This window comes from Maribacter luteus, assembly GCF_009674825.1.
GTDB classification, from domain to species: domain Bacteria; phylum Bacteroidota; class Bacteroidia; order Flavobacteriales; family Flavobacteriaceae; genus Maribacter_A; species Maribacter_A luteus.
Genome location: NZ_WKJH01000022.1, coordinates 27,224 through 52,084 on the forward strand (window position 1 = coordinate 27,224; position 24,861 = coordinate 52,084).

General features: G+C 39.4%; 25 protein-coding genes and 1 pseudogene. 10 read left to right on the top strand and 16 right to left on the bottom strand.

What is annotated here, in order from left to right; genetic code table 11:
- Positions 1-36 precede the first annotated feature (36 nt).
- The 8 genes from gap to GJ691_RS13680 all read right to left on the bottom strand — a co-directional run bounded on the left by gap (position 37) and on the right by GJ691_RS13680 (position 6,695).
- Entirely contained in the window at positions 37-1,047 is a 1,011-nt protein-coding gene (gene gap, locus GJ691_RS13645; RefSeq protein ID WP_154367828.1) for a type I glyceraldehyde-3-phosphate dehydrogenase, read from the bottom strand.
- Between the two features lie 46 nt (positions 1,048-1,093).
- On the bottom strand, positions 1,094-1,960 hold the full coding sequence (lipA, locus tag GJ691_RS13650; protein WP_154367830.1) for a lipoyl synthase: 867 nt from the start codon (positions 1,958-1,960) through the stop codon (positions 1,094-1,096).
- Between the two features lie 105 nt (positions 1,961-2,065).
- The gene (locus GJ691_RS13655; RefSeq protein WP_282057016.1) at positions 2,066-2,626 is read right to left on the bottom strand and encodes an RNA polymerase sigma factor; all 561 of its coding nucleotides are present in this window, start codon (positions 2,624-2,626) and stop codon (positions 2,066-2,068) included.
- Between the two features lie 37 nt (positions 2,627-2,663).
- Positions 2,664-2,873, bottom strand: a complete 210-nt coding sequence (locus GJ691_RS13660) for a membrane or secreted protein (protein WP_154367832.1) — start codon at positions 2,871-2,873, stop codon at positions 2,664-2,666.
- 83 nt (positions 2,874-2,956) lie between these two features.
- Positions 2,957-3,715, bottom strand: coding sequence for an anti-sigma factor (locus GJ691_RS13665; protein WP_154367834.1), 759 nt, complete (start codon positions 3,713-3,715; stop codon positions 2,957-2,959).
- Positions 3,715-4,278, bottom strand: coding sequence for an RNA polymerase sigma factor (locus GJ691_RS13670; RefSeq protein WP_154367836.1), 564 nt, complete (start codon positions 4,276-4,278; stop codon positions 3,715-3,717). Before GJ691_RS13670 ends, GJ691_RS13665 begins: the two co-directional genes overlap by 1 nt.
- A gap of 198 nt (positions 4,279-4,476) precedes the next feature.
- Complete coding sequence (gene murB / locus GJ691_RS13675) at positions 4,477-5,502, bottom strand: UDP-N-acetylmuramate dehydrogenase (RefSeq protein ID WP_154367838.1); 1,026 nt, start codon at positions 5,500-5,502, stop codon at positions 4,477-4,479.
- Positions 5,502-6,695 carry a pyridoxal phosphate-dependent aminotransferase gene (locus GJ691_RS13680; protein ID WP_154367840.1) on the bottom strand — a complete coding sequence of 398 codons (1,194 nt, stop codon included), beginning with the start codon at positions 6,693-6,695 and terminating at the stop codon, positions 5,502-5,504. Before GJ691_RS13680 ends, murB begins: the two co-directional genes overlap by 1 nt.
- 208 nt (positions 6,696-6,903) lie before the next feature.
- On the opposite strand from GJ691_RS13680, the gene GJ691_RS13685 reads away from it, so the two are divergent.
- The gene (locus GJ691_RS13685) at positions 6,904-8,187 is read left to right on the top strand and encodes a PDZ domain-containing protein (RefSeq protein ID WP_246200185.1); all 1,284 of its coding nucleotides are present in this window, start codon (positions 6,904-6,906) and stop codon (positions 8,185-8,187) included.
- A 47-nt stretch (positions 8,188-8,234) separates the two neighbouring features.
- On the opposite strand, the gene GJ691_RS13690 is transcribed toward GJ691_RS13685, so the two are convergent.
- Positions 8,235-8,624: a DUF1573 domain-containing protein gene (locus GJ691_RS13690; RefSeq protein WP_154367844.1), complete on the bottom strand. Its 390-nt coding sequence runs from the start codon at positions 8,622-8,624 to the stop codon at positions 8,235-8,237.
- A 197-nt stretch (positions 8,625-8,821) separates the two neighbouring features.
- On the opposite strand from GJ691_RS13690, the gene GJ691_RS13695 reads away from it, so the two are divergent.
- The 5 genes from GJ691_RS13695 to ppk2 (GJ691_RS13715) all read left to right on the top strand — a co-directional run bounded on the left by GJ691_RS13695 (position 8,822) and on the right by ppk2 (GJ691_RS13715) (position 14,491).
- Positions 8,822-11,452 (top strand): valine--tRNA ligase, encoded by a 2,631-nt coding sequence (locus tag GJ691_RS13695; protein WP_154367846.1) that lies wholly within the window; start codon positions 8,822-8,824, stop codon positions 11,450-11,452.
- A 17-nt stretch (positions 11,453-11,469) separates the two neighbouring features.
- A complete protein-coding gene (locus GJ691_RS13700; protein WP_154367848.1) occupies positions 11,470-12,084 on the top strand; it encodes a fumarylacetoacetate hydrolase family protein in 615 nt (204 codons plus the stop codon).
- Positions 12,085-12,158: 74 nt separating this feature from the next.
- Positions 12,159-12,746 carry a hypothetical protein gene (locus GJ691_RS13705; RefSeq protein WP_154367850.1) on the top strand — a complete coding sequence of 196 codons (588 nt, stop codon included), beginning with the start codon at positions 12,159-12,161 and terminating at the stop codon, positions 12,744-12,746.
- A 112-nt stretch (positions 12,747-12,858) separates the two neighbouring features.
- On the top strand, positions 12,859-13,707 hold the full coding sequence (gene ppk2, locus GJ691_RS13710; RefSeq protein WP_154367852.1) for a polyphosphate kinase 2: 849 nt from the start codon (positions 12,859-12,861) through the stop codon (positions 13,705-13,707).
- A gap of 1 nt (position 13,708) precedes the next feature.
- On the top strand, positions 13,709-14,491 hold the full coding sequence (gene ppk2, locus GJ691_RS13715; protein ID WP_246200186.1) for a polyphosphate kinase 2: 783 nt from the start codon (positions 13,709-13,711) through the stop codon (positions 14,489-14,491).
- A 2-nt stretch (positions 14,492-14,493) separates the two neighbouring features.
- On the opposite strand, the gene GJ691_RS13720 is transcribed toward ppk2 (GJ691_RS13715), so the two are convergent.
- Positions 14,494-14,943 carry a doxx family protein gene (locus tag GJ691_RS13720; RefSeq protein WP_246200187.1) on the bottom strand — a complete coding sequence of 150 codons (450 nt, stop codon included), beginning with the start codon at positions 14,941-14,943 and terminating at the stop codon, positions 14,494-14,496.
- A gap of 19 nt (positions 14,944-14,962) precedes the next feature.
- Positions 14,963-16,108, bottom strand: coding sequence for a transporter (locus tag GJ691_RS13725; protein ID WP_154367855.1), 1,146 nt, complete (start codon positions 16,106-16,108; stop codon positions 14,963-14,965).
- 260 nt (positions 16,109-16,368) lie between these two features.
- Here GJ691_RS13725 and GJ691_RS13730 point away from each other — a divergent pair, with 260 nt between their 5' ends.
- The 4 genes and pseudogenes from GJ691_RS13730 to GJ691_RS13745 all read left to right on the top strand — a co-directional run bounded on the left by GJ691_RS13730 (position 16,369) and on the right by GJ691_RS13745 (position 20,436).
- Positions 16,369-17,649 (top strand): sensor histidine kinase, encoded by a 1,281-nt coding sequence (locus tag GJ691_RS13730; protein WP_154367858.1) that lies wholly within the window; start codon positions 16,369-16,371, stop codon positions 17,647-17,649.
- The gene (locus GJ691_RS13735) at positions 17,633-18,340 is read left to right on the top strand and encodes a response regulator transcription factor (RefSeq protein ID WP_154367859.1); all 708 of its coding nucleotides are present in this window, start codon (positions 17,633-17,635) and stop codon (positions 18,338-18,340) included. The genes GJ691_RS13730 and GJ691_RS13735 overlap by 17 nt, the downstream gene beginning before the upstream one ends.
- A gap of 46 nt (positions 18,341-18,386) precedes the next feature.
- A pseudogene (locus GJ691_RS13740) lies at positions 18,387-19,655 on the top strand (sterol desaturase family protein).
- Between the two features lie 19 nt (positions 19,656-19,674).
- Positions 19,675-20,436, top strand: coding sequence for a creatininase family protein (locus GJ691_RS13745; RefSeq protein WP_154367862.1), 762 nt, complete (start codon positions 19,675-19,677; stop codon positions 20,434-20,436).
- 10 nt (positions 20,437-20,446) lie between these two features.
- Here GJ691_RS13745 and GJ691_RS13750 read toward each other — a convergent pair whose 3' ends face one another.
- Genes GJ691_RS13750 through ftsH form a run of 5 tightly spaced genes read right to left on the bottom strand, consistent with a single transcriptional unit; the run spans position 20,447 to position 24,859 of the window.
- Positions 20,447-20,710, bottom strand: coding sequence for an acyl-CoA-binding protein (locus tag GJ691_RS13750; RefSeq protein ID WP_154367864.1), 264 nt, complete (start codon positions 20,708-20,710; stop codon positions 20,447-20,449).
- Positions 20,688-21,368: a phosphatidylserine decarboxylase family protein gene (locus GJ691_RS13755; protein ID WP_154367866.1), complete on the bottom strand. Its 681-nt coding sequence runs from the start codon at positions 21,366-21,368 to the stop codon at positions 20,688-20,690. Before GJ691_RS13755 ends, GJ691_RS13750 begins: the two co-directional genes overlap by 23 nt.
- Positions 21,358-22,161 carry a phosphatidate cytidylyltransferase gene (locus GJ691_RS13760; protein WP_154367868.1) on the bottom strand — a complete coding sequence of 268 codons (804 nt, stop codon included), beginning with the start codon at positions 22,159-22,161 and terminating at the stop codon, positions 21,358-21,360. The genes GJ691_RS13755 and GJ691_RS13760 overlap by 11 nt, the downstream gene beginning before the upstream one ends.
- A 1-nt stretch (position 22,162) precedes the next feature.
- Positions 22,163-22,774, bottom strand: a complete 612-nt coding sequence (locus GJ691_RS13765; RefSeq protein WP_154367869.1) for an LUD domain-containing protein — start codon at positions 22,772-22,774, stop codon at positions 22,163-22,165.
- Positions 22,775-22,834: 60 nt separating this feature from the next.
- Positions 22,835-24,859: an ATP-dependent zinc metalloprotease FtsH gene (gene ftsH / locus GJ691_RS13770; RefSeq protein WP_154367871.1), complete on the bottom strand. Its 2,025-nt coding sequence runs from the start codon at positions 24,857-24,859 to the stop codon at positions 22,835-22,837.
- Between the last annotated feature and the right edge of the window lie 2 nt (positions 24,860-24,861).

Here is a 24,861-nt window from a genome sequence, read left to right on the forward strand (position 1 = left end):
CTATATTCTTACGTAATGTATTTGTTATCTTTAGATTCAAACGTATCTTTTTTCTATCAATAAGTTGATTACGTCAATAATTCTACTACTGTATCCGGTTTCATTGTCGTACCAACCAATAATCTTTACCATTTTTCCTATTACGGATGTCATCATAGAATCAAACGTACAAGAGTAAGAAGTATTGTTTATGTCAACCGATACTATCGGGTCTTCTGTATAAAAAAGTATATTTTTTAATTCATTCAGAGCCACCTCCTTAAAAGTAGTATTTATTTCTTGGATTGTGGTCTCTCTTTTAACATTGAATGTTATGTCGGTCAAAGAGTTGTTCGGAACCGGTACGCGAATGCCACACCCCCCGATTACATTGGCCAAATCGGGGAAAATCCTTGTTAAGGCCTTGGCTGCGCCTGTAGTTGTCGGGATAATGGATTGTGAAGCTGCCCGAGCCCTTCTTAGGTCATTGTGGGGCTGGTCATGCAAACTTTGGTCAGTTGTATAGGAGTGTATGGTGGTAATATAAGCCTGTTCAATTCCACATAGATCCTTGATTACCTTGATCATGGGAGCGGCATTATTCGTGGTACAAGAGGCATTGGATATAATGTCGTCCTCTGGTCCAATGGAACCTTCATTGACCCCAAATACGATCATTTTTATAGTCTCTTCGAGTGGGGGAACCGAAAGTATAACCTTTTTTGCCCCATTGTTCAAATGATGTTGTAGCGTTTCCCTTGTTTTGAATTTACCACTGCATTCTATAACGATATCCACTTTGTGGTCGGACCATGGTATGTTTTGGGGAGACATGGCATTGGATAAATGTATTTTTTTGCCCTTAACAATGATATTTTCCGTGTCATGTGATATTTCGTTACTCCAAACACCATGAATACTGTCGTATTTAAGTAGATGGGACAGGGTTCTTGCATTTGCCAGATCGTTAATGGCAACAACATTCAGGTGCGGGTGTTCGTTCAGTAATCTAAATAGGGTACGGCCAATTCTACCGAACCCGTTTATACCGATATTGACTTTTTTCATAGGAATGGTCCTATTTTATTACGTGGGCCTAAAAGGTCTACGCCTATTAATGTATGTGCTTGTGTGCCTTATAGGATGAGCGTACCAATGCCCCGCTTTCAACATGTCTGAAGCCCATTTTTAGTCCGGCTTCTTCATATTTCTTAAACTGTTCAGGTAATATGAATTCCTGAACCGGCAAATGTTTTTTTGTAGGTTGTAGATATTGTCCAATGGTAAGGACATCTACCTTGGCATCCCTTAGGTCTTCCATGGTCTCAAAGACCTCTTCTTCGAGTTCCCCGAGCCCTAACATGATTCCCGATTTGGTTCGGTTAACCCCTTGGTCATGTAAATATCTCAATACAGCCAAACTTCTTTCGTACTTGGCCTGAATACGTACTTCCCTAGTTAGTCTTTTTACGGTTTCCATGTTGTGTGATACCACCTCTGGTGCCACTTCGACAATACGGTCCAAGTGCCTTTCAATGCCTTGAAAATCGGGTATAAGTGTCTCTAAGGTGGTTTGTGGGCTTGTTCTTCTAATGGCTTTTACCGTTTCTGCCCAGATTATGGATCCCATATCCTTAAGGTCATCACGGTCAACTGAGGTTATTACCGCGTGTTTTATTTCCATTAATTTAATAGATCTCGCAACTTTTTCGGGCTCGGCCCAATCAACCGCTGAAGGTCGACCGGTCTGTACACCACAAAAGCCACATGAGCGCGTACATATATTACCCAATATCATGAAGGTAGCGGTGCCTTCACCCCAGCATTCCCCCATATTTGGACAACTGCCCGAGGTGCAAATGGTATTCAGTTCATATTTATCTACCAAACCCCTTAATTGGGTGTATTTTTTCCCTGTTGGTAATTTTACGCGCAGCCATTTTGGCTTGCCTGCTGGAGGTATAACACTGTCTACGGACATAATTCAATTTTCTACAAATATACGAACAAAATAATGTACCGTCCATCCACAAAAAAGTAATGAAATCCTTATAAATAAAGGCGTTTTGATAGGAGGTACGGTAGTTTATTTCTTTTTTTTAATGATTTCGGCAAGCAATTTTTTGGCCCTCAACAACTTCACCTTTATGTTATTAATGGGTTCATTCAGTTCAGTGGCTATGGCAGCATAGCTTAACTCATGAAAATAGCGAAGGTTGATCACTTCTTGGTAATGCGGTTTTAATTTTTTGATGTTCTGCAATAGGGTGGCCAAATTCTGTTCAATTATAAGGTTGTCCTCAGCAGTAGGGGCATCGTCCAATACTTTGGAAATCGCATCATTGTTGGATCCACTTTCCAAGACGTTTCTTTTTCTTTTTCGGACCAAGTCAACATGAATGTTCTTGGAAATCGTAATCAACCAAGTCTTGAACTTGTAAGACTCGTCATAGGTGTCAATTTTATCAAAGGCTTTTGAAAAGGTCTGTATGGTAATGTCCTCGGCATCATTTTCGTTTTCAGTACGTTTAAGTTGAAAGCCGTATACGTCGTTCCAAAAAGTATCCAATAATTTACTGAAGGCCATTTGGTTGCCCATTTTCGCCTTGTTTATCGTAACAAGTAAGGTGTCTTCAGTATTATTCACATCAGAACAGGAATATATACCCTTTGGTTGGGGTGTTTTAGTGTAGTTCGGCAGCGGCTTCTTTCTCGCAATCCCGCTCACCAGGTAATTTACCGCACATGCCACATGCTTCCCCATCTTTGTTCAGGAAAGGACTTTGGCTTGCACATGTTCCGGCAAAACGCCCATTTTTCTTAGACCATATTTTAATGGCAATACCTGCAAAGGCTACTGCTAAAAGACCAATTGTCAAAAGAATCAGTTTCATATTGAAATTTTGTACAAAGATATAAAAATAAAGCCCTAACATTAAAGTTAGGGCTCAGTAAAATATGGTGTATTTTTAAGATGCTAATAATCTATTTTCGCAACGATGTTCTCCACAGTCGGGGTTTGGTTGCCACCTTTTTGCTCAATAGTAATATAACTTACGGCCTTGTCGGCATAGGGCAGGGCAAGTAATTTTTCTTTACCTGCTGCTTCATCAATGATACCCAGGTTGATCATTTCACCATTGACCTCGGCCCACATTTGAAAACTTTGATTGTCCGAAATATGCGGAAGTTTCTTTACATTGATATAGGATAACTTTTTTACCGGATTAATATAGGCAACGGCTTTTAAATCCTTGGCGTTGTTGTTGCCTTTTACATTGTATCTTTTGGTCTGTGGGTTGTTCAATACAATGAATTGGTTACGAACATCTTCCAATTCGAGTCTCATATCCTCTTTCAGGGTTTCGATCTTGTTGTTCACAATGATATTCTCTTCTTGTAGGCTTTGGTTTTGGTTCCAAAGGAAATAAGAAGCTCCTGCGAACATGATAGCGGCAAAACTGGCTGCTATGGCATACCTAAAGAATTTTCTTCTACTTGCATTTTCAGATTTGATACGGGCCATTATCTTGTTTCTTAAACCATCTGGGGTTTTAATGGCGTGTAACTTGGCATAAATCTCCAAGTTGTCCTGGAGTTCATTGTACGTGTCCCTAACTTCAGGGTACATGGCCAAGTACCGTTCTACTTGTAAGGATTCCTGATCATTGGTTGTTCCCAATAAATACTTTTCAAGTAAATCGGAATCTAGGAATATTTTTATCTTTTCTTTCATTACATCAGATTTAGAAGGAGTGCCAGCATCATCGAAGGGCCGTAGATTTTCTTTAATTCCCTAAGGCCGATCTTTAATCTTGATTTTATGGTCCCTAAGGGAATATTCAGTTCGTCACTGGCTTCCTGTTGGGTCATTCCTTCGAAAAATAGGGCTTCGAGTACAATTTGGTACTTTTCCTCTATTTTGTCCAAGTTCTCGCGAACATCCATAAATTCAGGCTTGATGCTATCAACACCTAAATTATATACGTCAGAAACATCCATTTGGATTTCCTTATCCGTTTTTGTGTTCACACTACGCAATTTGTCAATGGCCGTATTTCTGGTAATCCTGAACAACCAAGTAAACAATTTTGCCTTTGAGGCGTCATAAGAATCTGATTTTTTCCAGATTTTCACAAAGCTTTCCTGTAACACGTCTTGAGCCAATTCTTCATCCCGGACCACTTTTTTAGCTACACCGTACAAAGTATCCCCATAATGTTCGTACAGGAGCGAAATGGCTTTTTCGTCCCGTTCTTGCAGTAATTCAACAATATGCTTTTCCAGAAGTGCGCTCATGTATTCGTTTGGCTTCGAAAAAAATTATGCCCTCGTCATCCAATCAAACGATTGTTACCGTATATCCTTTAAACGCTAATTTATAAAATTGATTGTTATGGTTAGCGTTATCTTAAAGTTTTAATTATATAGATGTACAATTGGTACTTGTACATTTTATTTTTGGTTAGTTTGGTTTGGTATAGCCCCTGTTATTCTTTAGCAGGGGTTATTTATTATATTGACTTCCGGACTTATACGAATACCATAGGCTTCGAAAACGGCATTAATGATCTTATGAGCCAATCCTATAATTTCCTGACCGGTTGCATTGCCATAATTCACCAATACCAAAGCTTGGTTCTTGTGTACCCCGGCATCCCCGAATCGTTTTCCTTTAAATCCGCATTGTTCTATTAGCCAACCCGCAGGCACCTTATAGGTTCCATCGGATATTTTATAATATTTGGCTTCGGGGTGTTCGTTAATGAAAATATCGAATTCCTTTTTTGAAAGTATGGGGTTTTTGAAGAAACTACCACTATTTCCCAATACTTTGGGGTCTGGTAATTTACTTTCCCTAATGGCCACGACGGCTTTTGATATGTCCTGGATCGTAGGGCTGTTGATCTCCCACGCCGCCAACTGGGATTCTATGGCACCGTAAGAGGTGTTCAGTTCATGGTTCTTTTTGGTCAGTTTTAAAATGACAGAGGTTATGATGTACTTGTTCTTTCCTTTGTTTTTGAAATAGGACTCCCTATATCCAAATTGGCAATCTTCCTTGGTGAAGACCTTGGTGCTTTGGTCATTTATCGCCATGGTCTCGCAACTAACAAAGGTGTCTTTGAGTTCTATGCCATAGGCCCCGATATTTTGAATGGGAGCGGTACCTATTCGTCCCGGTATCAAGGATAAATTTTCAAGTCCACCGTAATCTTGCTCTAAACACCAAAGAACGGTGTCGTGCCACTCTTCACCACCCATGACCTTAAGGTAGACATGTTCGTCGTCTTCCTTTAGTATTTCCTTGCCTTTGATGTTCATATGTAAAACAAGGGCGTCTATATCTTTGGTAATCAACATATTGCTTCCTCCACTGATTATGAACAGGTCTGGGTGTATTTCTGATTGAAGGGCTTTTTTTAGGTTCGCTATTGTACTGATTTCAATAAAAAACCTGGCCTTGGCGTCAATACCGAAGGTGTTATATGGTTTTAGGGAAATATTCTCTTGGACGTTCATTATTGGTCCTTATAAACTTTTAATGCTTCCTTTAAAATGTATACGGCCCTTTTTAGGCTTTCCTTGTCCAGGACATAGGCTATTCGTATTTGGTTTTTGCCCAGACCTTCCGAGGCGTAAAAACCTGCGGCAGGCGCCACCATGACCGTTTCCCCATTGACCCTGAATTCTTCCAACAACCATTGTGCGAAATGATCGGAATCTTTTATGGGAAGTTCGGCAATACAGTAAAAGGCCCCATGTGGATGACCGATTTTGATGCCGTCTATTTGTTGTAATTCCGAAATGAGAAGGTCTCTTCGGGATACATATTCTGTTTTTACATCATCAAAATAGCTTTGAGGTGTTTCCAAGGCTGCTTCACTTGCGATTTGCGCATAAGTAGGAGGTGATAAACGGGCCTGGGCGAATTTAAGGGCCGTTTTTATTATTTCCTTGTTTTTGCTTACCAGACAACCGATCCGGGCACCGCACATACTATATCTTTTGGAAACCGAATCGACGATTATGGCATGATCTTCCATTCCCTGTTCTTGAAGTATGGAATAATGTTCCTTTCCATCATAGGTGAATTCCCTGTAAACTTCGTCCGCAATTAGGTAGAGGTCATGTTTTTTGGCAATGGCGGATAATTTTTTTATTTCTTCCCGTGTGTATAAATAGCCAGTGGGGTTTCCGGGATTGCAAATGAGGATGCCTTTTGTTTTCGGTGTAATGAGTTTCTCGAATTCATCAATAAGGGGAAGGGCAAAATTATTTTCGATTTGGGAAACCACAGGAACTACTTTAATTCCCATTGCGGTCGCAAATCCGTTATAATTCGCATAAAAAGGCTCCGGGATTATTATTTCATCATCCGTATCGGCAATACTGCCCATTGTGAAGGATAGTGCCTCGGATCCACCGGTTGTAACTATAATATCTTGTGCGGATACGTTTATTTCATTTTTCAAGTAATAGGAAGCCAGTTTTTCACGATAAACCTCCGAACCTTCGGTCCTGCTGTACTCCAATACCGAAAGCGTATTGTTCTTTACCGCATCCAGAGCTATTTGAGGGGTTTTGATATCGGGTTGACCAATATTTAAATGGATCACCTTAGCTCCATTCTTTTTAGCCTTTTCGGCATAAGGGACTAATTTACGAATAGGTGATTCGGGCATTGAAAACCCTTTTTTCGAAATAGATGGCATATGCTCTTAATTTTAAACAAAAATGAGAAATCATTGTCTACAATACAACCGTACCACGGTTTATTTCACTTGTTTTTAAAATGTTAAATAACAGGGTTTTAAGGTATTTTTTGTGTAAATTGAAGGGCAACCATAAGAGGTTGAGGTTGTTATGAGGGGTTTTAGGTCTTTTTTTTGGGTTTTGTTGCTCATTTTTCCAGTTTTGGGAATGGGCCAGACCTTTGAATTGCCCGAAGGCAAAAAATTCCAAAAAATAAAATTCCAACTGGTCAATAACTTGATTATTCTGCCTATTGAGGTGAATGGGACGGAACTTTCCTTTATGTTGGATAGTGGGGTGAACCAGCCTATTCTTTTTAACATAACCGATCAAGACTCCATTCAAATCAATAATGTTTCCGAAATAAAGATCAGGGGATTGGGAGAGGGTGAATCGATCAAAGCCTTGAGTTCGCGGGGCAATACCTTCACATTGAAAAATATTGAGAACCGAAAACAATTACTTTATGTGGTCATTGATAAAAGCCTGAATTTTTCAACGAGTTTGGGAATCCCCGTACATGGTATTATCGGGTACGATCTATTTCGGGATTTTGTGGTCGACATTAATTATGCAACAAGGACCATGAAATTTTATGACCCAAAGTTTTATACATATAAAAAGGATAAAAGGTCTGAGACCTTGCCTATGACCATTCACAGGAGAAAAGCCTATCTAGATGCCAATGTTTTGGTCGATGATGTGGATGATATTCCAGTGCACCTCTTGATTGATACTGGGAGTACGGATGCCATATGGCTGTTTGAGGATGATGAAATCGGAATACCGGAGGCCCACTATGATGATTTTTTAGGTAAAGGATTAAGTGGAAATATTTTCGGAAAGCGTACAAAGGTAAACAGCATTCAAATAGGTAGTTTTATCCTTAAGGATGCCAAAGCGGCATTCCCTGATACTCGTTCGTTCGCATCGATTAAAAATTTTGGAAATAGGAACGGTAGTATAGGGGGTGAAGTGTTGAAACGGTTCAATATTGTTTTTGATTACCCCAACCGGAAAGTAACTTTAAGAAAGAACAATATGTTCAAATCACCCTTCCATTATAATTTAAGCGGTATTACCTTACAACATGATGGGGTTCGTATGGTGTCCCAGCGCCTATCAAGTGGTCATGGGGTGGTTAAAAGCGATGATTCTTCGTTCGGCAATGTGCAGATTTTGTTTCAGGACCGTACGCGATTAAGTTTGGTCCCCGAAATTATAGTTTCGGGTATTAGGGCCGGTAGCCCGGCCGAAACTGCAGGTTTAAGGGAAGGCGATGTAATACTTGCTGTAAATGGCAAGAGCGTTCATAAATATAAAATCCAGGAAATAATTCAAATGCTCGATGAAAAAAAAGGAAAAAGGATAAAGGTGCTGATAGAAAGGTACAATCGGGATCTTTTGTTTTCTTTCGTCTTAGAGGATTTGTTCAAGCATAAAAAACCCTGATTACGAAAATATCCGTAATCAGGGTATATATCAAGAAATAGGTTAAACTATTTAGTTCCTGTGGCTTTTATCTCTCCTTTGATCTTTAAGACCTTTGTTGGCGTTTCCGCATTTGAGATAACGGTAATGGCTTTTCTGATAGGACCTACACGGTTCGTATCGTACTTCACTTGGATTTCTCCGGTTTTGCCTGGTAAAATAGGTCCGTCCGGTTTTTTTGGAATTGTACATCCGCAGCTAGAACTGACCTTACTTATGATAAGAGGTGCATCTCCTGTGTTCGTGAACTCGAACACGCGTACCCCATCACTGCCTTTGGTTATTTGACCGTAGTCAACAGTTTCGGATTTAAACTCGATTTTCGCTTTGGTTTCTTGGGCGGTTAGGCTAAATCCTAATAGTCCTACAAATAATACAAGTACTATTTTTTTCATCATTAAATATTTAGGGTGAATTTCAAAATTAATCTTTTTAAATGAACGTCCAAAATTGTTTTTGTTATGTAATAACGTTACTTATTTTTGTTTCGTATTTATAATTGGGCCAAAAACCCTTTAAAAAATGCAATTTAACATATCTTTTCGGTTTATTTTTGCATACCGATTTAATCATTATACAAAAACTGTTCCAAAAAATGGATATTCCTTCTAAATATGAGCCTCAAAAGGTAGAGAATCACTGGTATGATTACTGGATGAACCATAACTATTTTCATTCCACACCGGATGATCGCGAACCTTATAGTATCGTAATTCCGCCACCAAATGTTACCGGAATACTGCATATGGGCCATATGCTCAACAATACCATACAGGATGTATTGATCCGTAGGGCCCGTTTGCAAGGTAAGAATGCTTGCTGGGTGCCGGGTACCGATCATGCCTCTATCGCTACCGAAGCCAAAGTTGTGGCCAAACTTAAAGAGCAAGGAATAAATAAAGCCGATCTTACTAGGGAAGAATTTTTAAAACATGCTTGGGATTGGACGCACGAATATGGAGGGGTTATCCTTGAGCAATTGAAGAAATTGGGGTGTTCCTGTGATTGGGACCGCACGGCTTTTACCATGGACGATACCATGTCTGCCTCGGTCATAAAGGTATTTGTTGATCTATTCAATAAGGGGTTGATTTATAGGGGGTACCGTATGGTGAATTGGGATCCCGAGGCACAAACCACCTTATCGGATGAGGAAGTGATCTATGAGGAAAAACAAGGGCTTTTATATTATTTGTCCTACCCTATAGAAGGGTCTGATGAAAAAGTGACCATAGCCACCACCCGTCCTGAGACCATCTTGGGCGATACGGCCATCTGTATCAATCCGAACGATGAAAGGTATGCCCATTTAAAAGGCAAGAATGCCATAGTTCCTATCTGTAATAGGGCCATCCCGATAATCGAGGATGAGTATGTTGATATCGAATTTGGTACAGGGTGCTTAAAAGTAACTCCGGCCCATGATATCAATGACAAGGCCTTGGGTGAGAAGCACGATTTAGAGACCATAGATATTTTCAATGCGGATGCCACTATGAACAGTTTTGGGATGCATTACCAGGGTAAAGATCGTTTTGTGGTTCGTAAGGAAATAAAAAAAGAACTTGAAGAAAAAGGGTTTTTGGTCAAAACCGAAAACTACGTTAACAAAGTAGGTACTTCGGAAAGGACCAAGGCTGTTATTGAACCGAGATTGTCAGAACAGTGGTTCCTGAAAATGGAAGATTTGGTAAAACCGGCCATTAAATCTGTGTTAGAGACCGATGACATCAATTTTTTTCCTAAAAAATTCGAGAATACCTATCGCCACTGGATGGAGAACATCAGGGATTGGAACATCTCTAGGCAATTATGGTGGGGACAGCAGATTCCTGCTTATTACTTTGGCGATGGACAAAACGATTTTGTTGTAGCGGAATCTAAAGAAGAAGCTTTGGAAATGGCCAAGAAAAAGTCCGGTGATACCTCATTGGTTTTAGAAGATTTAAGACAGGATGCCGATGTGGTCGATACCTGGTTTTCTTCGTGGTTGTGGCCCATGACCGTATTCAACGGAATCTTGGAACCAGAGAATGAGGATATCAATTACTATTACCCTACAAGTGATCTCGTCACCGGACCTGATATTATTTTCTTCTGGGTGGCTCGTATGATTATCGCAGGATATGAATATCGCGATGAAAAACCTTTTGAAAATGTTTATTTCACTGGTATTGTCCGTGATAAGCAAAGACGTAAGATGTCCAAATCCTTGGGTAATTCACCAGATGCCTTGAAGTTGATTGAAAATTATGGCGCGGATGGGGTTCGTGTCGGACTTTTGCTGAGTTCAGCTGCCGGGAACGATTTGTTGTTTGACGAGGATCTATGCCAACAAGGAAAGAATTTCGCTAATAAGATATGGAATGGCTTTAGGTTGGTAAAAGGTTGGGAGGTTAAAGATTTACCCCAGCCCGAAGCCTCTAAACTGGGAATAGAGTGGTACAAGGCCAAATTCAACCAGACCCTTGCAGAAATTGAAGATCATTTTAGTAAGTATCGTATATCCGATGCTTTAATGGCGATTTACAAGTTGATCTGGGACGATTATAGTTCTTGGCTATTGGAAATTATTAAACCTGCCTATCAACAACCTATTGATAAGACATCCTTTGATGAGGTAATAGGTATTTTTGAGAATAACCTTAAATTATTGCATCCCTTTATGCCCTTCTTGACAGAAGAGGTGTGGCAACACATTGCGGAGCGTACTCCTGAAGAGGCTTTGGTAGTTGCTCAATGGCCAAAAATGGATAAAGTAGATGAAGTAATGATCAGGCAATTCGAATTTGCATCTGAGGTTATTTCCGGTATTCGTACCGTTCGGAAAGAAAAGAACATTCCCATGAAAGAAAGTTTGGAACTTTTGGTGCTTAATACTGAAAATGACAAAGGGGAGTGGGATGCGATTATTAAAAAATTGACCAATGTTTCCGATATTTCCTATGTTGATGCCGCTGTAGAAGGGGCACTTACCTTTAGGGTAAAGAGTAATGAATATTTTATACCTATAAGTGGAGCCGTTGATATAGAAGCGGAAATAAATAAGATCGAAGAGGAATTGAAATATACCGAGGGCTTTTTAAAATCTGTTCAAAAGAAATTATCCAATGAACGTTTCGTAAATAATGCTCCCGAAAAGGTCATATCCGTTGAGCGCAAAAAACAGGCCGATGCAGAGGCCAAAATAGCAACCTTGCAAAAGAGTTTGGCAAGTTTAAAATAGTAAACTATATAAAGATTATGAAAATAGTAGCAATAGGTAAGAACTATGTAAATGATTTGAGTGAATTACCCGAAGGAGAGGTAATTCCAATGATTTTCACAAAACCTGACTCATCACTTTTGGAAAATGATGAGGATTTGGAGTTGCCGGTTTTTTCAAATGATGTTTGGTATGAGGTAGAGTTGGCCTTTAGAATCGGAAAGACCTGCAAAAATGCTACGGTTGAAAATGCGCTGTCCTTTGTAGATGCCGTTGCATTATCAAATGATCTAACTGCCAAGGATGTTTTAAAGAAAAGCCGGGAACCCAATAAAGGGCCATGGGCACTGGCAAAAGGTTTTGATGGGGCAACACCAATTTCGAAATTTTTGCCAATTACCCAATTTCCCGATGTACAGAACATCAATTTCTCAATGACCGTAAACGGTCTTGAGACCCAGAAAGGTAATAGTCGCCTTATGATTACAAGTGTGGCAAAAATGATTGCTTATGTATCTGGAATAATGACCTTGAACCCTGGTGACGTACTATTGTCGGGCACACCGGCCAAAGGTGCTGGTCAGGTAAATTCCGGTGATGAAATGGTAGGTTATTTGGAAGGGCAAAAAATGTTCACGACCAAAGTAAAATAAGGGATATAGGATTTTTAAATCTTTAATTACCGATTTTAGGGACAGATTATTATCTTTAAGAAAAACATTTTCTTATGATAAAATTTGTCCCTTTTATTTTTTCTTTGATTTCTGTTGGGATTTTTGCCCAGAAAAAGGTAGAAATTCTACCCAATGAAATACAAATACAGACCGCTGTGCTCCCTGCTCCGGAAGAAGATAGGGATGCTGCCATGGTATATGGTTATAATGAATCGGGTGAAATGGTCGTATTACGGGAAGGGACGAACAACCTTGTTTGTATCGGGGATGACCCCGATAAAGAAGGAATAAGTGTATCCTGTTATTCTAAAAAACTAGAGCCCTTTATGGCACGTGGCAGGGAACTAACGGTCGAAGGTAAGAACACCAAGGAAAAACGAGAGATTCGCGGAGCGGAGGTTGCTTCAGGTAAAATACCGATGCCCAAAGCGCCCAGTATGACATATATTTATTTTGGTAAGGAAGAAAATTATGACAAAATCACCGGATTGCTCAAAGATGGGCAGTTCAGGTATGTGATCTATACACCTTTTGCCACGCCTGAAGAAACCGGATTGCCCATAAAGCCACATGCGAAAGGAATGCCTTGGCTAATGGATCCCGGTACACATAGGGCTCATATTATGATCGGCCCTTTTTAGTTAGCCCGTCTCAACCTCGTTTTATAAACTATTTATCATTTGTCCGAACATGAATTTGGGTAAACCCTTGATTTGCCCAATTTCGTATTTTTAGAAAATAATATTACCATACATGAAATTCACAGCAGAAGATTTGCACTCGGCCAAAACAAGAAAGGATCTAGTGGCCATTGCCAAAAAGAAGAACGTTAATATAGATAATGTTGTCAGGAATCTGAAGTACGAAATAGAATTGAGTAAGCTGCAAAGTGAACTGGTGAACCTTCAACAGTACATCACCGAGAATCAATTAAGGGTAGCTGTCCTTTTTGAAGGTCGCGACGCCGCAGGTAAAGGAGGTTCCATCAAACGGTTCAGGGAGCATTTGAACCCTAGGTCCTCTCGTGTCGTGGCACTTTCTAAACCTACGGATAATGAAAGGGGACAATGGTATTTCCGAAGGTATATAAAAGAATTGCCCAACCCCGGTGAAATAGTCTTTTTTGATCGCAGTTGGTACAATAGGGCCGTTGTTGAGCCGGTTATGGGCTTTTGTAATAAAGAACAATACAACCAGTTCATGGTGCAGGTTCCTGAATTTGAACATATGTTGTACGAGGATGGTGTTATCATCATTAAGTTTTGGTTCTCTATCTCTAAAGAAGTTCAAAGCAAAAGATTCAATGCTAGGTTAAAAAACCCATTAAAACAATGGAAGTTCAGTCCAGTGGATAAAATGGGGCAACAACTATGGGACAAATACACCTATTATAAAGAACAAATGTTCACCAAGACCCATACTAATTTTTCTCCTTGGATAATCGTGAAGACTAACGATAAAAAAACGGCAAGATTGGAGAGTATGCGTTATTTATTGTCGCATTTCGACTATTCCGACAAGGAAGATATTTCCAATCTAATTCAGCCAGACCCGAACGTTATCGTGCGTTATTATAGAAATGCCAAACAAATCGATATTTAACATGAAGGAAGTAAAAGATATAACCCTGACCAAAGACGATCTGGAATTACTTAATTCCAAACTAGGTTTAAGATGTTTGTTTGCAAACAAGAAAATCGATTTGGAGAAAGCCTTGATCGACATAAAATATGAATTACGCTTAAGGGAGCAACAGGCCGAACTTGTAAAGCTTCAGGCATGGGCCATAGAGAACAAAAAAAAGATCGTGATTATTTTCGAGGGTAGGGATGCTGCTGGTAAAGGGGGTGCTATTCGTAGGATGGCCGCCCATATCAATCCAAGATATTATAGAATAGTCGCTTTGAACAAACCCACGGAAGATGAGGAAGGCCAATGGTATTTTCAGCGGTATGTGAATAAGTTGCCAAAACCGGGTAAAATCGTGTTCTTTGATCGTAGTTGGTACAATAGGGCGGTTGTGGAACCTGTAAATGGCTTTTGTACGGAAGAACAATACAATAGGTTCATGAGTCAGGTTAATGATTTTGAAAAGATGATCATTGAATCGAACACTTATTTGATCAAGTTTTATTTTTCCATCTCCAAGGAAGAACAGGAAAAACGTTTTGAGGATATTCGCAAAAGTGATTTAAAAAGGTGGAAATTGTCCGCTGTAGATGAGAAGGCCCAGGATTTATGGGATGAGTATACGCGATACAAGCAGATAATGCTGAAAGACACGAATACAGAACATGCACCTTGGATAAGAATTGAAGCCGATAAGAAAACCGAGGCAAGACTAAAGGCCATTGATCATGTTTTAAATGTGATACCTTATAAGTAATGTCACATCATTTCCTTTTGGGTAATAACACTGGCTTCCTTTGTTTTTTCCTCTTTGAGCAATACAGCCAAAGCAGCCAAAATAACTATGTTTTTAGCGATATACTGTCCAAGGAGCGTAAGTTGGAAGTAGTTGTTCTTAAACACTTCCGATGGAAAAAAGAGCCAAGGGGTGAATGTTAGGGTGATATGGATTATCGCGGCCCAGTAAATCATTCTTTTGTAGACGTTGAGGATAAGTAATATACCAATGGTGATCTCCCAAAAAGCCAATAGGAGGATGGTTATATCGGAAGGAATAAGTCCGAAAGTCAGTTCATGTATGGTGGTTTTTGCCAAGTCTTCGGCCGGACTGATATCCGGAAAAAATTTTAAAGCCCCAAACCATAGGTAAACAATACCAATAGCGATAGGCATCATATTTTTTTTGATGAATATGTACGTTACTTTCATTTTGGTGGTTTTTTGGTTGTTAATTTTTAAATTCCTGTAGGAGGGCAGGGTCCAATTTTAGTTTGTTTTGAGTAAATCGGTAAGAAATACCAAAGTTGATAAGGTAATCAGCAAAGGCTGCATCACCATTTCGAGGATTGCCGGTAAGTGCTTCTGTCTTTTTATCCGTAACGCTTTGAGGTCTCTCCCTTCGTATGGCGAAAGGTACGTTCAAGGTCAAAGCCATACTATTTTTGAAAAAGGCGATGCCAGGATCTACGGAAAATACATTTCCAGGTCTTCTAAATCCATTATTCCCCCCAATTATATCTTTAACCGGAACACCTTCATATCGAGCACCTAAAGAAGTTGAGAAAGGTGTCGACAGGTTATAACTCAATCCGGTCCGAATCGAGAATTGATCGGGAACGGCCATTATAGCTTCGTTTTCCAATAGGGGACTCAAGGTTTCCCGAAAGGTTCGTATACCATTGACTTCTTTCGGATTCACCAAATAAAATCCCCCGCCGTAGGTAAATAAATTGTTTTTGACTTTCATGTAAAATTGAAAATCCAAAGTAATTCCAAATCCCCCATCACCAGGTTGGATAGATTGGTCAACAGGTCGTACCTGAGAACTTTTTTCAGGTCCTACATTATAAAAAATGTCAGATGCATTATAATTTCCGGTAGGGAGTTTCATTCCCAAACCAACTGCCATGTTACCATTGGGGTTTTTCTCCAAGTTCAGCAACCAATATCCTAAACCAAAACGCATATCGGCCAACCCCCGAGAAAAGGTAGTATGGCGCTCCTCTCGTCCATGTTCATACAGCGAAGACCTAGTGTTAATTACAAATGGTATCGTGATACTAGTGTAAAGCCGTGGGCTAATGCCATAAGTTAGGGAATAATCCCAAGCATGTGCATTATTGATAACTTCGGTTTCGTTGGCCAAACGGTCGGGCTCTTCTTCCAATTCCCTAAAATGTCTAAATGATTCAAAATACCTGTAGTTCATTCCAATTTGTAAATCCCCGGTATGAAAAAGGTTGTTCTCTAATGTAGCCCCCAAACAGGATGAAAAATGCCTAACGGCAACACAACCTTGTCCCCTACAAGGAAATGTGGACAATAATAAAATGACAATAAGACGGAATACTGTCTTTGATTTTGAAGATTTCATATGATTTTTTTTTAGTTGTTGAAAAGCTTCTGCGCAGGGGGAGTGTCAGTTCAAATAAAAAGGGCCTATCATATTACCAAAATGACTGGCCCTTTTTATTCTAGGATTTAACTCAACTTAAATCAGGATCAATATAGTGTGAAGATGAATAGTATGGGATTAATCAAAAATTAAAAAGGATTAATGAAAAGTTAATTAGATGAACAAAAAATTAAAATGCGCGATGAGAAACCTATTTTTATAACTTATTTCAGCAAATTTTGAAGAAACGTAATATTTATACCATAGTTTTCATCGTATCCATTTTGGGTCTTGCGATTGTGCAGTACCAATATTTGAGGATCGGTATTAATTTGGCCAAGTTACAATTCAGCAGTAAAATCGGTTTGGCGAGTGAGAATATCAGGAATACCCTGGAAACGAAGAATAAATTGACTTTTCTGCTTGCTAACGCCATTGAGGAAGATAGTTTGTATTTTAATATCAGTGTCGATAGTTTAAGAGATGCTTCGAGCCATTTTTTAAATGACTTTATAACGGAGAAATTGGTGGAAAATGGTATTGAGGCCGATTTTACCTATCGATTAGTGACCAGGGATTCTGCCCATTATATTAAATCGCCCGAAGTCTATGAGCGTACGGCCGAATTGGTAACCTACCCTATTGAGATCAAAGGGTACTTGCCAACTTTAATGGGTACGGATGTGATCCTGGAGTTGAAGTTTAGGAATTTGGACAGTTATTACCTGTCCAAACTGAACGGGTTGACCGTGCCTAGCCTATTGTTTATACTTGGAATCATAGTTGCAATTTTATGGATCCTAAGAACATATTATTGGCAGCGGAATATCATAACCACAACTAATGAATTCATTAATAATCTTACGCACGAACTAAAGACACCGGTGTTCTCCATTGGTCTGGCATCCAAAATGTTGGAGGGTGATGTACCCGAGGAAAAAGCACCTGTTTTGGATATAATTAGGCAGCAGGTAGAACGATTGAAAAATCATATCGACAAGGTGTTGGAATTGGCCAGTTTTGAGGAAAGGCAAAGCATATTCAATTTTGAAGTTGTCGATTTCGAGCCTATTTTAGAGGATTTTTGTAAAGAATTCAAGACGCTAACCTCCTTTGAGGAAGTACATTTTGAGTATCTATTGGCAGCGGGACCTTACCGGATTAAGGCAGAGGTGGCCCATTTGGAAAATGCGATCAACAACCTATTGGAAAATGCTAAAAAATATAGTGAAGAACCGAAAATTGAAATGGTTTCCCTTGTTCAAAAAGGGAAATTGATCATTCGTATTTCAGACAATGGAAGGGGGATAGATAAAAGGGACCAAAAGTTGGTTTTTCAAAAGTATTATCGGGTTTCCGATGGAAATAAATATGGCGTCAAAGGGTATGGCCTTGGGCTTAGTTATGTTAAGAGGGTAATCGAAAAACACAACGGAAAGATTGACTTGAATAGTGAAATAAATAAGGGGACAACGATAATCCTAAAAATACCATTGTATAAACATGGGAAAAAAATATAGTATTTTATTGGTTGAGGATGATGCCTCTTTAGGGTATTTGCTTACCGAATACCTAAGGATGAAGGATTTCGATATTATATGGGAAAAAGAGCCTGCCAAGGTTATTGATCTTATTCAAAACAATAGGTTCGATTTGGCTATTTTGGATGTGATGATGGTTCGGGTGGATGGTTTTACCCTTGCTGCGAATATTTCAAAAGAGTATCCTTCACTTCCTTTTATCTTTCTAACGGCAAGATCGCTGAAAGTCGATGTTTTAAAAGGATTTTCACTCGGTGCTTTGGATTACCTTAAAAAGCCCATAGACGAGGAGGAATTGGTAGTGCGTATTTTGTCACTTCTAGATAGATTAAAAAGATCCTCGGGACACATAGATGAAAATTCAATATTCAATATCGGAATGTATCGGTTGAACAGTTCAACCCAGGAATTGTTTTTTGAATCGAAGGTTGTCCATCTGACTTCACGTGAAAGTGAGTTACTTAAATATTTGGCTTCCCATCCGAATGAACTTTGTGAACATAAAGGGATATTGGAAACCCTTTGGGGGAACAATGATTATTTCAATAGAAAGAGTTTAAATGTGTTTGTGACCCATTTACGAAAGTATTTAGCACAAGATCCTACAATCAAAATTGAAAATGTGCACGGTCGGGGATTTATACTTAAGACCAATTTAGGTGAAAAATAAATGATTTCCTTAATTATTGGTATATTTCGTTGCTAAATTGTCAATAATGGAAACTTATGCTAAGGCACTTTTATATGCCATCCCTTTTTTTATGGTGTTATTGGGGGTAGAAATGGTATATGGCTATTTTGTAAAAAATCAAAAACACAAGGTACTCGATTCGGTTTCCAGTATAAGTTCTGGATTAACCAATATAGTCAAGGATTCTTTGGGAATAGGTGTTATAATCGTCACTTACCCCTTTTTGTTGGAGCATTTGGCTATGTTTTCACTTGAATCGACCTGGTTGGTATGGCTGGTGGCCTTTTTGGTTATTGATTTTGCTGGGTATTGGAATCACCGATTGAGCCATAAAATAAATTTTTTCTGGAATCAGCATGTCATACACCATAGTAGTGAAGAATTTAACCTTGCGTGTGCCCTTAGGCAATCCATATCCAATTTATTGGGATATTTTCCCTTATTATTGATTCCTGCGGCCATAGCGGGTGTGCCTAACAATGTAATCGCTATTCTTGCCCCTATTCATTTATTCGCCCAATTTTGGTACCATACACAACATATTGGTAAAATGGGTTGGTTGGAATATATTATTGTTACCCCTTCCCAACATCGGGTGCACCATGCAATAAATCCTGAGTATATTGATAAGAACCTTGGTCAGATTCTTTGTGTATGGGATCGTTGGTTCGGTACCTTTCAAGAGGAATTGGAGGACGTTCCACCGCAATATGGCGTTTTAAAGCCTGCCTCGACATGGAACCCCATTGTTATAAATTTCCAGCATTTATGGCGTTTGATAAAAGACGCTTGGCGTACCCGAAATTATTGGGACAAAATTCGCATTTGGTTTATGCCTACTGGTTGGCGCCCCGACGATGTTAAGGAAAACTATCCTATTTCGATAATTGAAGATGTTTATCAATTTAAAAAGTACGATACCGAGGCTTCCCCTTTTTTAAAAGGTTACGCCATATTTCAAGTGCTTTGCACCACTTTTTTAATGTTGTTCATGTTCTATAACTACACTTCTATAGGGTTTGATGGTTTATTGTGGTTCGGGGCCTTCGTATTTATAGGTATTTACGGTTACACCTCTTTGATGGATCGTGTCGACTATGCGGTATGGATAGAAGTGTTTCGTGGGGTTGTAGGGATAACGGTAATTTGAGTTACAGGAGATTGGTTTGGTATCGATTCTTATTTTGGGTATGGTAGTTTAATGGTCGTTGTTTATTTTTTAATTACCATATTGGCCGGAATATATTTTGGTTATTTGGAAAAAGATAGATCCCAGGCCAAAATTGTTGTTTAATTTTTAATCCACATTTATTATGAGACCTTATATATTGGCAGAGACCAATTGGAAGGCGTTGAAGAACGCCAAGTTTGATTTGGCCATCTTGCCTTGGGGTGCGACCGAGGCCCATAATTATCACTTGCCATATGGCACAGATGTTTTTGAAAGTGATGCTTTAGCGGCCGAATCGGCCAAAATTGCTTGGGACAGAGGAGGAAAGGTGATTGTTTTGCCTACCGTTCCATTCGGGGTCAATACCGGACAGAGTGATATTTATTTGGATATAAACCTGAACCCAAGTACCCAATTAGCGATCTTAAGTGATGTGGTTGAGGTACTGAACCGTCAGGGTATACATAAATTACTTTTGTTCAATAGCCATGGCGGTAATAATTTTAAGCCTTTAGTAAGGGAATTGGGTTTAAGGTACCCTGAAATGTTCATTTGTTTTTCCAATTGGTTCCAATCTTTGGATAAGACCAAGTATTTTGAACATGAAGGTGATCATGCAGATGAAATGGAGACCAGCCTTATGCTTTATTTGAAACCGGAACTGGTACTCCCAAAAGAACATTGGGGAACAGGGGCTTCGAAAGAATATAAAATTAAATCGTTTTCTGAAGGATGGGTTTGGGCAGAACGCAAATGGTCGCAGATCAGTGAGGATACGGGTGTTGGCAACCCCAAGAGTTCATCCAAAGAAAAAGGTGAGCGCTATTTTAAAGATGTTACCCAAAAAGTCGGAAATTTTATTTTTGAACTAAGTGGGGCCGATACAAATGAACTTTATGAATAGGTTATAAACCCTATCCTTCTTTAAATTCCTTTTTTACTAATTTAATATAGGACTTCATGGCTTCCTCCCGGCTAATATTCTGTGCTTGAAACAAGGCATTGGCCTTAAAAGCATTGATTAGAGGTGTTTTGCTTCCTGGATTATCAAAGTTTTTATTGGCTATTTTATAATATGCATATAATTTTAGCAAGAGATCGGCAGGCAATGGTTCGGTGTAATTATTGACAACAGCCACTGCTTCATCAAATTTTTTACGTAAAGTCTCTTTCTTCATGCTTATCAACATAGGTAGCGATACACGTTTTGGCACCGACAACCTTTTGGTTAAGTTTTACGGCAATACCACAATCCAAAGGTAACAATAAGTCTACCCTAGAACCAAATTTTATAAAACCGGAATCATCCCCCTGTTGTACGCTTTCCCCTTCTTCTGCGTAATTCACTATTCTTCTGGCCATGGCACCTGCAATTTGGCGATATAGGATTTTACCAAATTTAGGGGTATTGATTACTACGGTTGTCCGTTCGTTGTCAGTGCTCGATTTTGGATGCCAGGCAACCAAGTATTTTCCCGGATGGTATTTGGAATATTTAATAGTACCACTGATCGGGTAACGGGTTACATGTACGTTGAAAGGCGACATGAAAATGGAGACCTGAAGCCTTTTGTCATTAAAATATTCAGTTTCAAGAACTTCTTCAATGACAACAACCTTACCGTCGACAGGGGCCAATATTTCGTCGAATAGATTGTTGGCACTTCTTTTAGGGTTTCTGAAGAATTGAAGTATTATGATCAATACCAGTACTGATGTGGCCTGTAGTCCCCAGCGTAGCCAATCGTTAATGATGTAGAACTCTGACAGTAAAACAATGCCAACAACGATAATAAAGGTCGTTAGGATTATTGTTTGGCCTTCTTTATGAAACATAAGAGAAAATATTTAACGTTAAATAGGCGAAAGGAGCAGCAAAAACCATGCTGTCAAGGCGATCTAGAAGGCCGCCATGGCCGGGTATTATGGCTCCACTGTCTTTTACCCCAGCATTTCTTTTGAATTTAGATTCTATTAAATCGCCCAAGGTTCCGAAAATTACGATTATTGCCGCTAATATCATCCATTGAACAGGGTCGATTATCGGTTCGTAGCGGCCAAGGAAATAAGCAGCGATCAACGTGAACACCAATCCGCCCAAAGTGCCTTCAATGGTTTTTTTCGGTGATACTGCGGGGAACAATTTAGTGCGCCCTATTGTACTGCCCACTACATAAGCAAAAGAATCATTTACCCAAATCAATATAAAAATACCCATTATCAATAATTTGGCAAAATCATTGTTCTTGTAAGGTATCATGGTGAGAAAGATGCAACCGCCACCGATATAGAACAGGCCTATGATGAATTTATGATAAAATTTAAAAGGTCTTTTCTTCTTTGAGAACAGGAAAAAGAGCAGTGCTATGTTCGTTGATATGGTCAGGAACATTAAAATATTGATCAACCATTTATCATGTACCAAGTAGATAAACGCCCACCAAAGTGCCAAATAGGCAATGAAAATATGGTATCCTTTAAGATGTACGAGTCTTTTGTATTCGTATAGGCACACAAGGCCAAAGGCCATGAATAAAAAATCAAAAGCATCAGAGCTTAGAAATACCGCTGATAGCAAGAGAATAATATAAACTGCCCCGGAGAGTGCCCTTCTTAATACTTCTTTCATATTATAGATCTTCCAAAAGTAAAAGATACAGATTTTTGGAACTACTACCGTATGTTAGAAAGTCATCTGAATTTTCGTTTGTGGCCCGAAAGTGTTTCAGGGTGGTTATATTGGCCGGAATACTATGGCCGTGTTTTTTCTTTATTTTTTTGAGTCCCTCCCCAATAGATTCGACCAATTGACTAGTTGTCGCGAAAACAATGATATTACCGGGTAACTCATGAAGTTTCTTTTCCATTAATTGATTGGAGCAGACCAGAATTGAACCGTTTTGCGCAATTAGGTGCTCACAAGTGGTAAAAAAGACTTCACTTTCGTTGGTGTTGTTCGTGAACTTAATGTTCTCTTTGGCGAATCTTTCCTGAAGCATGGGGTTCATGGCAAAGAAAGGATGGTTGTCCCAGTTGTTCTCTTGCACAATATTGTTCAGGGCTTCGGATATCTCTTGAAAAGAATCACAATAAATGAATTTACCACCGTTCTTTTTAAAATAGATGGTAAATTTTTCATCAACAGGAATGTTTAAATCGGGCATATGAACCCCGCGTGTTTCCACGGTTTCTTTGGTAACCTTTTTTTTGCCGCCTCCGAATAGTTTGTCAAATAGCCCCATTAAAGTAATTAAAGTGTTTTACAGCATTCTTTTATATTTAAAGAATGCTGTAAACCGGGTTTATTTATTTTCCTTGTTGTCTGTTTCTTTTTCTTCCTCTTCGCTACTAGCTTCTTTTTCTTTTGTTTCAGCTTCTTCCTTTGTCACTTCTTGTCCTTTGCCATCGAAATGCTTATCAAAAGGTCTTTTACCGAAAATCTTTTCTAAATCTTCTTTGAAAATAACCTCTTTTTCCAAAAGGCGCTCGGCCAGTTCAATGAGTTTGTCCTTATTATCGGTCAGGACTTGTATGGCTCTGGTGTATTGTTCCTCGATGATCGCTGAAATTTCAGTATCGATTTTTTGAGCGGTTTCCTCACTATAAGGTTTGGTGAATCCGTATTCATTTTGACCTGAGGAATCATAATACGTAAGGTTTCCTATTTTGTCGTTTAAGCCATATACGGTTACCATGGCCCTTGCTTGTTTTGTGACTTTTTCCAAATCGCTCAAGGCCCCTGTTGATATTTTATCGAAGATTACTTTCTCTGCGGCCCTTCCTCCTAAGGTGGCACACATTTCATCTTTCATTTGTTCGGGTCTAACGATAAGCCTTTCTTCTGGCAGGTACCAAGCAGCACCCAAGGACTGTCCCCTAGGTACAATAGTTACCTTGACCAAAGGTGCGGCATGTTCCAACATCCAACTTACTGTGGCATGACCAGCTTCATGGTAAGCGATTGTCTTTTTCTCGCCGGCTGTTATTATTTTATTCTTTTTCTCAAGACCTCCGACAATACGGTCAACGGCATCAAGGAAATCTTGTTTGTTAACGGCTTTTTTCTCTTTACGAGCTGCAATCAATGCGGCCTCATTACAGACATTGGCAATATCGGCACCTGAGAATCCAGGTGTTTGTCTTGCCAAGAAATCCAAATCCAAAGTTTCCGCTGTTTTGATTGGTCTTAGATGCACTTCGAAAATTTCTTTTCTTTCGCGAATATCGGGTAGGTCCACGTAAATCTGCCTGTCAAAACGACCGGCCCTCATCAAAGCTTTATCAAGTACGTCTGCACGGTTTGTGGCAGCAAGTACGATAACATTGGTGTTGGTGCCGAAACCATCCATTTCGGTCAATAGCTGGTTCAAGGTATTTTCACGTTCGTCATTTGAACCTGTGAAATTGTTTTTTCCCCTTGCCCTACCTATGGCATCGATTTCATCGATGAAGATTATTGCTGGTGATTTATCTTTGGCCTGTTTAAAAAGGTCACGCACCCTAGAAGCACCTACACCTACGAACATCTCTACAAAGTCAGACCCTGAAAGTGAGAAAAACGGAACTTTTGCTTCACCGGCAACGGCTTTGGCCAATAAGGTCTTACCTGTTCCTGGAGGGCCTACCAATAAGGCTCCTTTCGGAATTTTGCCCCCAAGGGATGTATATTTATCCGGGTTTCTTAAGAATTCCACGATTTCCTCTACTTCTTCTTTGGCGCCTTCCAAACCTGCGACATCTTTAAATGAAGTACGGGTGTCCGTTTTTTCATCGAACAATTTGGCCTTGGATTTTCCGATATTGAATATCTGACCTCCGGCACCGCCGCCTCCACCGCCTGACATACGACGCATAAGGTAGATCCAAATTCCTATGATCAACACAAAAGGAAGTATGCCCAACAATAGGTCACCAATTAAGTTAGATTCTTTATCGAACTCTACAATGGTGTCCAGATTAGCCTCTTTTTTAATTTCGGTAATTTCATTCTGGAATATCTGTAGGTCCCCATAATCCAATATGTATTGGGGTACGGCTCCTGTAGTGGGTAATAAAGGTTTCTCGGCCACATCTTTGTGTACCTCTTTCTTCAGGGCTTCATCCGTTAGGAAAACCTTGGCCTGGTTTGTATTGGTGATTATCAGTATTTTACTGATATCCCCATTTCTAAGGTACTCCTGAAGTTCAGAAGTGGTCGTTTTTTTGGTATTGTTTAAATTGCCGCTACCTATAAATTGAAACCCAATAAGGAATATCGCAATTAGTCCATAGATCCACCATGAACTGAATTTCGGTTTTTTGGGTGTTGTATTATTGTCTTTTGCCATTA